The following is a 12,020-nucleotide window of genomic DNA, read 5'->3' as shown; positions in this document are numbered from 1 at the left end:
CCCTGAAAGGGTCTCACACAACAGTGAGCAACAGCATGCAAAGATTCTTGCAGAATGACAAAACTGGTCGAAAATTGGATAAAAACTGGCTACAAAATGAGAAAGAAATCCTCACAAAACCCACACAGTTTGTCTCCCTGAAAGGGTCTCACACAACAGTAAGCAATAGCACGCAAAGATTCTTACAGAATAACAAAACTGGATTGAAAATTGGATAAAAACTGGCTGCAAAATGAGAAAGAAATCCTCACAAAACCCACACAGTTTGTCTCCCTGAAAGGGTCTCACACAACAGTAAGTAATAGCACGCAAAGATTCTTACAGAATAACAAAACTGGATTGAAAATTGGATAAAAACTGGCTGCAAAATGAGAAAGAAATCCTCACAAAACCCACACAGTTTGTCTCCCTGAAAGGGTCTCACACAACAGTGAGCAACAGCACGCAAAGATTCTTGCAGAATGACAAAACTGTATGGAAACTGACTGATAAATGCGTGGAAATAGCAACGCAACACCACACAGTTTGTCTCCCTGAAAGGGTCTCACACAACAGTGAGCAATAGCACGCAAAGATTCTTTCAGAATGACAAAAATGGATTGAAAATTGGATAAAAACTGGCTGCAAAATGAGAAATAAATCCTCACAAAACCCATTCAGTTTGTCTCCCTGAAAGGGTCTCACACAACAGTAAGCAATAGCACGAAAAGATTCTTACAGAATGACAAAACTGGATTGAAACTGGCTGATAACTCCGTGGAAACAGCAACGCAACACCACACAGTTTGTCTCCCTGAAAGGGTCTCACATAACAGTGAGCAATAGCACGAAAAGATTCTTACAGAATGACAAAACTGGATTGAAACTGACTGATAACTGCGTGGAAACAGCAACGCAACACCACACAGTTTGTCTCCCTGAAAGGGTCTCACACAACAGTGAGCAACAGCACGCAAAGATTCTTTCAGAATGACAAAAATGGATTGAAAATTGGATAAAAACTGGCTGCAAAATGAGAAATAAATCCTCACAAAACCCATTCAGTTTGTCTACCTGAAAGGGTCTCACACAACAGTGAGCAATAGCACGCAAAGATTCCTACGGAATGACAAAAATGGATTGAAACTGAGCGTTAACTGCGTGGAAACAGCAACGCAACACCACACGCTTTGTCTCCCTGAAAGGGTCTCACACAACAGTAAGCAATAGCACGCAAAGATTCTTGCAGAATGACAAAAATGGATTGAAACTGACTGATAACTCCGTGGAAACAGAAACGCAACACCACACAGTTTGTCTCCCTGAAAGGGTCTCACACAACAGTGAGCAACAGCACGCAAAAATTCTTGCAGAATAACAAAACTGTATGGAAACTGACTGATAAATGCGTGGAAATAGCAACGCAACACCACACAGTTTGTCTCCCTGAAAGGGTCTCACACAACAGTGAGCAACAGCATGCAAAGATTCTTGCAGAATGACAAAACTGGTCGAAAATTGGATAAAAACTGGCTACAAAATGAGAAAGAAATCCTCACAAAACCCACACAGTTTGTCTCCCTGAAAGGGTCTCACACAACAGTAAGCAATAGCACGCAAAGATTCTTACAGAATGACAAAACTGTATGGAAAGTGAGTGAGAAAACCGTAAAAAACCCATTCAGTTTGTCTCCCTGAAAGGGTCTCACACAAAGAAAAGCAAACTAAACCTCAGAAGATTCTTGCAGAATGACAAAACTGTATGGAAAGTGAGTGAGAAACACGTTCTGTTTGTCTCCCTGAAAGGGTCTCACACAACAGTGAGCAACAGCACGCAAAGATTCTTTCAGAATGACAAAACTGTATGGAAACTGAGCGGTAAATGCGTGGAAATAGCAACGCAACACCACACGATTTGTCTCCCTGAAAGGGTCTCACATAACATTAAGCAATAGCATGCAAAGATTCTTGCAGAATGACAAAACTGGATTGAAACTGACTGATAACTGCGTGGAAATAGCAACGCAACACCACACAGTTTGTCTCACTGAAAGAGTCTCAAACAACATTGAGCAACAGCACGCAAAGATTCTTGCAGAATGACAAAACTGTATGGAAAGTGAGTGAGAAAACCGTAAAAAACCAATTCAGTTTGTCTCCCTGAAAGGGTCTCACACAACAGTGAGCAACAGCACGCAAAGATTCTTGCAGAATGACAAAACTAGATTGAAACTGACCGGTAACTGCGTGAAAACAGCAACGCAACACCACACGCTTTGTCTCCCTGAAAGGGTCTCACACAAAGAAAAGCAAACCTAACCCCAGAAGATTCTTGCAGAATGACAAAACTGTATGGAAAGTGAGTGAGAAACACGTTCTGTTTGTCAACCTGAAAGGATCTCAAACAACAGTGAGCAGCAGCACGCAAAGATTCTTACAGAATAACAAAACTGGATAAAAACTGGCTGCAAAATGAGAAATAAATCCTAACAAAACCTATTCAGTTTGTCTCCCTGAAAGGGTCTCACACAACAGTAAGCAACAGCACGCAAAGATTCTTGCAGAATGACAAAAATGGATTGAAACTGACTGATAACTGCGTGGAAACAGCAACGCAACACCACACAGTTTGTCTCCCTGAAAGGGTCTCACACAACAGTGAGCAATAGCACGCAAAGATTCTTGCAGAATGACAAAACTGGATTGAAACTGAGTGATAACTCCGTGGAAACAGAAACGCAACACCACACAGTTTGTCTCCCTGAAAGGGTCTCACACAACAGTGAGCAATAGCACGCAAAGATTCTTGCAGAATGACAAAACTGGATTGAAACTGAGTGATAACTCCGTGGAAACAGAAACGCAACACCACACAGTTTGTCTCCCTGAAAGGGTCTCACACAACAGTGAGCAACAGCACGCAAAGATTCTTGCAGAATGACAAACCAAATGCAAACAAGAACGCAAAACCAATAGGCATTTCACTCAAACACAGTTTGTCACCCTGAAAGGGTCTCACACAAGAGTGAGAAAACCAAACCCCAAAAGATTCTTACAGAATGACAAAACTAGTCGAAAAATTCCTTTGGAATAACAAACTTTACATATTTTTACTGTTTTTCAAAAAGAACAAAACTAAATACCACCAAACATGATATCCCACACACCAGGTATATACAATTTTTATGCATACATTATTACTAATAAAAACAAAACCGTTTTATATACTGGCGTTACAAATAATCTAAAATTACGTTTGCAGCAACATAAACAAAAAAAGAACCCTAAAAGTTTTACTGCGAAATACAATGTACATTATTTATTACATTACGAACATTTTGGTTGGATACAAGAAGCTATTGCAAGAGAAAAAGAGATTAAAAACTTAACAAGACAAAAGAAAATAAATTTGATTCAAGAGCAAAATGCTCAAATGGATTTTTTAAATTATTTGTTTGAATAGAGTTGTCTGAGATTCCTACGGAATGACAAAATTGTGTGAAAAACTAGTTACAAATTAATTGAAAACAGCAAAACCAAACCCACACAGTTTGTCACCCTGAAAGGGTCTCACACAACAGTGAGCAACAGCACGCGAAGATTCTTACAGAATGACAAAACTGGGTGGAAAAACTAATTGGAAACTGGATGGAAAGTGAAAGAGAAAACCTCACAAAACCCGTTCAGTTTGTCTCCCTGAAAGGGTCTCACACTAGAATGAGCAAACCAAACCCCAAAAGATTCTTGCAGAATGACAAAACTAGGTGGAGAAACTAATTGGAAACTGGATAGAAAGTGAGTAAGATAAACGTAAAAAATACGTTCTGTTTATCACCCTGAAAGGATCTCGCGCAAGAGTGAGCAACAGTATGCAAAAGATTCCTACGGAATGACAAACTGTGAGGGAAAAGAGAACGAAATAATATTTAGATTTACCGAAATTTTACCTCTACCTTTCCTCGGTAAATCAACCAAAAAAACCAATTAACAAATACAAAATAACAGTAATTGCACCTCCCACTAAAGCATACGGTAATTGGGTTTTTACATGATCTATATGATCACTGGCAGAAGCCATAGAAGAAATAATAGACGTATCTGAAATTGGCGAACAATGATCTCCAAAAATACCTCCTCCTAAAGTAGCAGCCACCACAATAGTTACCTCAGCACCATGAATATTTGCCATGGGTACTGAAATTGCCAACATAATAGCAAATGTTCCCCAAGAAGTTCCTGTAGAAAAAGCAATAAAAGAACTAATGATAAAAACAACAGCTGGCAACAACTCTGGAGACAGCCATTCTTTTGTTGCATTGGCAACATAAATTCCGGTTTCTAATTCTTTACAAGCATCTCCAATAGCAAATGCTAATAACATTAACAAAGCCAAAGGTATTAACTCACTAATACCTTTTAATGTTAAATTGATAGCTTCTTTTGGCCTCATGATTCCTTGAATAAAATACATCAGCATAGCCACCAAAAGTGATGTAATTACTGCATATAAAACAGATGACGAGCCAGAGCCTTCGCCAATTGCTTGTGACGCGTGATTTAAAAAAGAGGTAGATTCCTTAACAGCACTCCACCCAGTGTACATTAAATTAATTGGCATCATACAAACCATGACCAAAAGCGGCACAATCATATTATAGGCTTTGGCTTCAATGCCTTCTTTTGGCGGAAATGAAGTTACTGCGTCAGAAACCATGGGTTTAGATCCTTTATTCATTAACAAACCGGTGTCTTTCGTTCTTGTTTCGGCTTTTTTCATTGGGCCTAAATCGTTCTTTGAAAAAATGACAATAAACACAATTGTTATAGCCAATAATGGATAAAAATTATATTTAATAGAAGCAATCATCACAGAAAATGGTTTGTCAATTCCTTGTGTAAGCAACAATCCCATAATAAAAGCGCCCCATGCATTAAAAGGAATTAAAATTGATGAAGGCGCAGAACTTGAATCTGCTATATACGCTAACTTTTCTCTCGGAATTCCTAATTTATCAAAAATGGGTCTATATAAAGTTCCTACGGTTAAAGAACTAATGCTCGTTTCCACAAACAGTAACAATCCCGTAATTGTTGCTAAAATTTGCACCATTACTCTACTGTAACCCGTTTTTTTATCTTCTAGCTTTACCAATTGTCTATTTAAAATATTGATAAAACCCTCTACCCCTCTAGAATATTGAATAAAAATAAGCAAGGCACCTACCAAAGCACTAAACATAATGGTTCTTGTATTTCCTTTAGATTGAAACACATTGACCATTCCTTCAATCATGGCTAATGTTCCTGTTAGTGGGTTCCAACCCTCAATGATCAGCCAAGAAAACCAAATACCAAATAACAAAGCGATGTACACTTGCTTGGTTCTTAATGCTAAAATGATTGCCACAATTGGCGGTATTACTGATAAAAATCCATATTCCATAAAAAAAAGTTTATTTAGGCTAAAGGTAATAATTTATCAATATCACAAAATGTTATTTATAAAATTGTACTCGTTATTTGCATATTTTAAATTAAAGTCAGGTTCCTTAATTTTATAAATCCCTGTTTCATCGAGAAAAAAACAGTGTTTGTCTAAAAAATTTCCCTTTTATGAACCGCTACCCTTTTTTTGTGGCAAATAATTTTAAATTTGAAACTCATGAAAATTAGAAACGTAATTTTAGGACTTTGTTTGATACTATTAACTTCTTGTGTAGTAAAATCTTTACATCCTTTTTACACCAAAGAAACCATCTCTTTTGATCATAGTTTTATTGGAGATTGGCAAGATTCAAAAAACGGAAAATGGCAAATTGTTTCCTTTAAAGAACAAATGTTAAAAGAAAACCCTTTAGGAAAAATGAAAGATGAAGATTTACAATTGTATAAAGAATTTAATAACAGTTATCTTATTAAAAGAAATTATGAAGACCAAGAAGTTTTGTTTATTGCAACACCATTTGTAATAAACAACCAAAGGTATTTAGATTTTTTCCCTTTTGGTCGTCAAGAAAATATAGATAATTTGTTAGAAAGTCATTCCATTTATACGCACAGTTTGGTTAAATATGATGTTTTAAAAAATGGGAAAATTGAAATAAGATGGTTAGATGAAGACAAAATTGACGCCCTTTTTAAAAAGAAAAAAATAAAAATTAAACACGAAACATTTGGTGTTTTAAACGATCAGTATTTGTTGACTGCAAGCTCTAAAGAATTGCAAAAATTTATTAAAAAATACATGGCTTCTAACGATGCAGAAAAATGGAATACTTCAACAAAATTTATATTAAGTAAAATAGATGCAGCAAAATAAACTTTTTTTAAAAGGAACAAACGCTCATAACATAGTCGTTTTTAACACTGTGTTATGGAGTTGTTCTTTTGCGATTCTGCTATTTCTTTTTTCTGGAAGTTCCTTGCCTGCAAAAATCGATTATATTTATACCGCAAGCTTTATATTTACTTTAGTGGTTCCTGTCTCTTTAAATTTATATTGGTTACTTCCTAAATATCTTAAAAAGGAAAAATATGGACTCTTCGGAATCCTTTTTGTTATACATCTTATTGTGTTTGCACAGATAAATCCTTGGCTCTTTAATGTTTTGGTCAATACCTTTTTTAAAGATTATTTCTTTATTTCCTATCATAATACCATAGAAATCTATTTTATTTTTTCGGTGTTTTTTATCCTAACTGCGCTGATAAAACTTGCCGAAAATTGGGTGTATTTAAATCAATTAGAAAACAAAACGCTTAAAATTCAGAATCAGCATATAGAAAATCAATTGTATTATTTAAAAGGTCAGATTAATCCGCATTTTTTATTCAATTCTTTAAACGTATTGTATTCGTTGGCAATTGATGAAAAAAAAGAAGTTACCCAAGCAATTTTACAATTATCAGATATTTTGAGATATGTTATTTATGATATAAATGCTGATAAAATAACCATCAAAAAAGAAATTGAACTCCTTCATAATTACATTGAATTTGAAAAAAATAGGCATGTAAACGATTCAACTATTAAATTTAAGTACAAAGTTGATGAAGATTTAGAAATCTACCCAATGTTGTTATTGCCTTTACTTGAAAATAGTTTTAAACACGGATTAAAAAGTGGTATAAAAAATCCTTATATTGATGTAAAATTAACAGCTAAAAACAAAAAAATAGATTTTGTAATTTCTAATAATTTTAAAGAATCTACAAATGATCATTCAAAAGAAGAACATGGAATCGGTTTAAAAAATATTCAAGAAAATTTAGCCATTATTTATCCTGATCAACATCTTTTTTCAATTGAAAATACCGAAACTATTTTTACAGTAAAGCTAACGTTAGATTTAGAAAAATGAATATAAGTTGCCTCATAATTGATGATGAACCCTCTTCGCAAAATGTTCTAAAATCATTTATACATAAAATTGATTATTTAGAATTAGTCCATATTTGTAATAATGCTTTAGAGGCTTTAGAGGCTTTAGAATATTTAAAAAGCAATACTGTTGATTTACTTTTTTTAGATATTAATATGCCTCAACTTTCGGGAGTTGATTTTTACAAATCGCTAAAAAACCCGCCAAAAGTAATTTTTACAACCGCTTATTCGGCATATGCCTTAGAAGGTTTTGAAGTTGATGCCACAGATTATTTGTTAAAACCTTTTTCTTTTGAACGTTTTTTAAAAGCAGTTTCAAAAATTAAAGATTTAAAGGATGCTAACATTGCGTATATCTTTGTAAAATCTGACAAAAAATTACACCAGATAAAAATTGAAGACATTTATTTTATAGAAGGTTTAGGAGATTATATTAAAGTGCATTTAAATAATACCTTTTTAGTAACGTATAAATCTTTAAAAATGATGCATAATTCCCTGCCAAAGTCTATTTTTATACAAGTTCATAAATCGTTTATCATCAACAAAAATAAACTGGATTATATAGAAGGGAACTTGGCAATCATCAACTCAAATAAAATACCTTTAGGACAAAAATATAAGAAAGAATTTCTTGATCATTTTAATGCATAAATATGTCTAAATTTTACACCAAAATTACATCAAAACTTCAAAAATTTATTGAAGCACAAAAAATATTTTTTGTTGCCACAGCGCCAAATTCTGGACGTATTAATTTATCGCCAAAAGGAATGGATTCTTTTAAAGTGCTGCATAAAAACCGTGTTTTATGGCTAAATGTTACTGGAAGTGGTAATGAAACTGCAGCACATTTATCAGAAAATGAACGTATTACCATCATGTTTTGTTCTTTTGAAAAAGTGCCTAATATCTTACGGTTATACGGAAAAGGAAAAGAAATTAAACCCAAAGATGAAGAATGGAATAGCATTATTTCTTTATTTCCTGAAACTCCGGGAACCCGCCAAATATTTGATATTACGATTGAATCTGCTCAAACTTCTTGCGGAATGTCCATTCCGTTTTTTGAGTATAAAGGAGAAAGAAATGATTTGAACAATTGGGCATCTGAACAAGGCCCAGAAGGAATTCAAGAGTACTGGGAAAACAAAAATCAAACGAGTATTGATGGTTTACCAACACATCTTTTAGAATAAAAAAAGCCAGCATACGTATACTGGCTTTTAAATAAACTTTGTAATTATTTAGAAACAATAATCTTTTTAGTTGCCTTTTTATTGCCTTGCTGTATCCTTAACAAATAAACACCTGCAGAAATATTTCTGGTCTCTATTTCTTTTGTAAACTTTGCATTGGTAACTTTATTGATAGAGGTACTTATTTGTCTTCCTTGTAAATCTAATAAAGAGATTTTTACATCTTCGTTATTCACATTATTAATTTTTATATTTAAAATTCCTTTTGTTGGGTTTGGCCATAAAGAAATTTCTTCTAAAACATTTTTTTCTAGGCTTAACGTAGCTTCTCTTATGTTGATGGTTTTATTAGGCAACCATCCTTTTGAACTGTTTGTTACATCAACTTTAAATTCATCACTAAAAGAATCAGTTTGCGTGTTTACATAGTTTATAAATCCTGCATTTATTTTATGTTGATCAAATTGATCTCCCAGAGATAATTGAACACCTCTAATTTCTAAATAGCCTTTTGTAGGCAAACTTACTAACGTAAATATTTGATTTGTAGCAACATCATCCGTTGTTGAAGCACTTATATCGCTACTAGTAATTGTATAGGTAGAGTTTTTATCAACAATAATATCTGAAAGCGCTAATGACGGAATATTTGTATTTTTTTGTACCGTACATATCGATATACTTGCAGCATTTATCTGTCCTCCATCTAAATCCCAGCCATCGTCAACGATTAATTTCCACTCTCCTAAAGCATTTTTACCAGTATAAGGCGCGCTCATATTATTTATTGGCTTAACAGGTCCAGAAATTGCAGGTGCTATGTTATTGCAATTTAAGGGGTTTGCATCATCATCAAAAGTAACATTACTAATATTGGCTATTTCACCACAAGGATTTTGTAATAAAACAACTTGGGTACTGCCTATACTTTCTGGTCCTTCTAATGAAATAATTATATCTTGCACATAACTGTGATTAATATCTGTTGTCACTAAAATTTTATCAATAAACATAGTATCTGTTACATTTATAGGAACAAAGGCTCTAGACCCTGCTATGGTGTCTATTTTTGCCATAGAAAAATCTGTAGCCACATATGTGTTTGGGCATTCACTTATGCCTGTTTGAAAACTATTTATAGAGGAATAATCCCCAGAAATACAAGTGTTTTCAGGTTTTATTCTCCAATAATACACGGTTTCACTTTGCAAGCCTTCAATTGAAAACTGTAAATCGTCGCTATTTTCAGAAAATGAAATGCTGTTAAACGTAGGACTTTCTGAAACCTCTACGAGGTAAGTTTTTGCATTAGTGTACTTTTCCCAAGACAAATTAACTTTTGATGTAGTAATTCCTGTTAAACCATTTTCGGGGTATGCGGGCACAACTTCTTCGCCTGAAAACTTGTATTCTATTACATTTAATTCAATGGGGGTTGTGGTGATTTCATTTCCATTTTTTCCAGTAATATTTATTGGGTAAGATCCGGGTAACACGTTATCTAAGTTTCCAAAAGTTACTGTAAGCGCTCCATCTGCACTTAAAGAAGTGTCTGATAAATTTACAGTAGCATTTGTAGGTTGCCCTTCAACAGAAAAAGTTGTTGTTCCTCCGATGGTTTCCACATAATTCAAATCAAAAGAGGTTGTATTTCCGCAGGATGTTTTAGCATTTTCACTTGTAAATAAACCTATTCCTGAAGTAACACCGGTAACAATTAAGGATACATTTTGAGATTCTCCTGCTAAAGTTCCTTTATGACTAATGGTAATTGTATACTCTCCCAATGCATTTTGAATCTCTACTTTTTCATAAGGATCTACTATATTGTCTCCTTTTTCATTTGTAACTACAGAGGTGAGTTTCCAAGGCATAAATATCTCTGAACTATCTTCTGAGTTATTTGTTATTCTAATATCTATATCGTTTACCAACACTGGTGTTGCGTCATTTACAACACCTGTATTTGCAACTCCAGGTGCATCTGTCCAAGAAATTGAAGCTAATAATGGTGCTACTCCATCAGATTTTACGACCAATGTATATGTGCTACCTTGTGTTATTTCTATTTCTGAAATTATAGATTGAAAATTATTAGTTGTAATCGTTTCTGCAGCTTTTTTGGTATTCATTAACCCCCAACCTGTATCTGCATCCGGACCTATTGCTGCAACATCATCTGCTGTATGTAAAGCCAAACCTTTTAAAGTAGCAGCTTTCATAAAAGTACCATTTTTTTCCTTATAATATTGTTGTAATAACAATAAAGAGCCTGCAACATTTGGAGAAGCCATTGAGGTTCCGCTATAAGAGGCATAAGCATCATCCGCTGCTTCTAACGTAGAATATACGCCAGTTCCGTTACCCATAATGTCTGGCTTCACTCTTAAATCATCGGTTGGTCCTTCTGTACTTGAGCTATTTCTCTCTACTGTATTTAAGCTACCGTCTGCATTTATTGCAGCATCTTGTCCGTTTGCTACGACTAAACCATTTTTTGAAGTTCCTTGTCCAGTTAATTTATCAAAAAGAAAATTTCCCTGTAAAGGCTCTAAATTTATACCTTCATCATTTCCTTCATTTCCTGCAGCTACCACCATTAAATAATACGGAGCATTAAACATTATGTTATCCCAATTTCTAGATTCATCAATATAGCCTCCAAAAAAGAAAGCAGGTAGTGAAGGATTACCATCATCATCTCTAGTAGAGAAACCATAAGAGTGGTTTGATATTAACATGCCGTCTGCCGCGGTGGCTGTTGCTGTTGACAAATCATTTTCATAACTATAAGCAACACCTTTTGCTTGCGGTGCCATCCCTTTTGCTGCTGACTCAAAACCAGAAGAAATAATGGTACCCATTACATGTGCAGCATGATCACCTAATTCTGTAGTTCCGTCTCCAACAGAAACTCTATTTTCTCCTCCTACTCCATCATATTCTTGGTGCGTTTCTCTTGGTATGCCAAAATCCCAAACATGGGCTGTCATTCCTTGGCCTTCAATATTTAATCCTAATCCGCCATTGTTATGCAAAAAATTAGCTCTTGTAGAAATAGCAGCGTCTGCATTATACGTTTTATAATACAATGGTTTTCCCTGTTTTGTAACTCCAATTAATCCATAATGAGAACCTTTTGAATCTGTATACTTTAGTTTCCACCCTTTTTGGGCTGCCATTAACAATGCTTTCTCTTTTTCAGCATAAAAATCATTAGCATATTTTTCACTAAAATTATCTAGTTTTATGAGATCATATTCTTTCGTCATTTTTTCTATCTCTTGTTTGCTTTGAGAAACTATAGAACAAGAAATTAAAAATAAAATAAGGAATATTTGCTTGAAGGATTTGTAATTCATAATGCTATTTTTTATTTTGTTAGCAAATATAACTCTTTAAATATTTTTTGTCTAAAATTTAAACTTTTGGTTATAACACTTTTTATACTTCAAAAT

7 protein-coding genes are annotated in these 12,020 nt (G+C 34.2%); 5 read left to right on the top strand and 2 right to left on the bottom strand.

Going from position 1 to position 12,020, the window contains the following annotated elements:
* Nucleotides 1-3,130 precede the first annotated feature (3,130 nt).
* Nucleotides 3,131-3,442, top strand: a complete 312-nt coding sequence (locus K8354_RS15770) for a GIY-YIG nuclease family protein (RefSeq protein WP_223442758.1) — start codon at nucleotides 3,131-3,133, stop codon at nucleotides 3,440-3,442.
* Nucleotides 3,443-3,946: 504 nt separating this feature from the next.
* Here the strand turns inward: K8354_RS15770 and K8354_RS15765 are convergent.
* Nucleotides 3,947-5,422: a Na+/H+ antiporter NhaC family protein gene (locus K8354_RS15765; RefSeq protein ID WP_223442755.1), complete on the bottom strand. Its 1,476-nt coding sequence runs from the start codon at nucleotides 5,420-5,422 to the stop codon at nucleotides 3,947-3,949.
* A gap of 219 nt (nucleotides 5,423-5,641) precedes the next feature.
* Here K8354_RS15765 and K8354_RS15760 point away from each other — a divergent pair, with 219 nt between their 5' ends.
* The 4 genes from K8354_RS15760 to K8354_RS15745 are packed head-to-tail and all read left to right on the top strand — an operon-like array spanning nucleotide 5,642 to nucleotide 8,562.
* On the top strand, nucleotides 5,642-6,298 hold the full coding sequence (locus K8354_RS15760) for a hypothetical protein (RefSeq protein ID WP_223442752.1): 657 nt from the start codon (nucleotides 5,642-5,644) through the stop codon (nucleotides 6,296-6,298).
* On the top strand, nucleotides 6,285-7,340 hold the full coding sequence (locus K8354_RS15755; protein WP_223442749.1) for a sensor histidine kinase: 1,056 nt from the start codon (nucleotides 6,285-6,287) through the stop codon (nucleotides 7,338-7,340). Before K8354_RS15760 ends, K8354_RS15755 begins: the two co-directional genes overlap by 14 nt.
* Entirely contained in the window at nucleotides 7,337-8,017 is a 681-nt protein-coding gene (locus tag K8354_RS15750) for a LytR/AlgR family response regulator transcription factor (protein ID WP_223442746.1), read from the top strand. The genes K8354_RS15755 and K8354_RS15750 overlap by 4 nt, the downstream gene beginning before the upstream one ends.
* Before the next feature lie 2 nt (nucleotides 8,018-8,019).
* Nucleotides 8,020-8,562, top strand: coding sequence for a pyridoxamine 5'-phosphate oxidase family protein (locus K8354_RS15745; protein ID WP_223442743.1), 543 nt, complete (start codon nucleotides 8,020-8,022; stop codon nucleotides 8,560-8,562).
* 44 nt (nucleotides 8,563-8,606) lie between these two features.
* Here the strand turns inward: K8354_RS15745 and K8354_RS15740 are convergent, their stop codons facing one another.
* Nucleotides 8,607-11,924: a S8 family serine peptidase gene (locus tag K8354_RS15740; RefSeq protein ID WP_223442740.1), complete on the bottom strand. Its 3,318-nt coding sequence runs from the start codon at nucleotides 11,922-11,924 to the stop codon at nucleotides 8,607-8,609.
* Nucleotides 11,925-12,020 lie beyond the last annotated feature (96 nt).

This window comes from Polaribacter litorisediminis, assembly GCF_019968605.1.
Lineage (GTDB): Bacteria > Bacteroidota > Bacteroidia > Flavobacteriales > Flavobacteriaceae > Polaribacter > Polaribacter litorisediminis.
Note: the sequence above shows the minus strand (reverse complement) of the source record. Positions and strands in the feature narration are given on the sequence as shown.

What these genes read in the sequence shown, in the direction of transcription:
- K8354_RS15755 (WP_223442749.1), top strand. Translation starts at nt 6,285, where the DNA reads ATGCAGCAAAATAAACTTTTTTTAAAAGGAACAAACGCTCATAACATA.
- K8354_RS15750 (WP_223442746.1), top strand. Translation starts at nt 7,337, where the DNA reads ATGAATATAAGTTGCCTCATAATTGATGATGAACCCTCTTCGCAAAAT.
- K8354_RS15745 (WP_223442743.1), top strand. Translation starts at nt 8,020, where the DNA reads ATGTCTAAATTTTACACCAAAATTACATCAAAACTTCAAAAATTTATT.
- K8354_RS15765 (WP_223442755.1), bottom strand. Translation starts at nt 5,422, where the DNA reads ATGGAATATGGATTTTTATCAGTAATACCGCCAATTGTGGCAATCATT.
- K8354_RS15760 (WP_223442752.1), top strand. Translation starts at nt 5,642, where the DNA reads ATGAAAATTAGAAACGTAATTTTAGGACTTTGTTTGATACTATTAACT.
- K8354_RS15770 (WP_223442758.1), top strand. Translation starts at nt 3,131, where the DNA reads ATGATATCCCACACACCAGGTATATACAATTTTTATGCATACATTATT.
- K8354_RS15740 (WP_223442740.1), bottom strand. Translation starts at nt 11,924, where the DNA reads ATGAATTACAAATCCTTCAAGCAAATATTCCTTATTTTATTTTTAATT.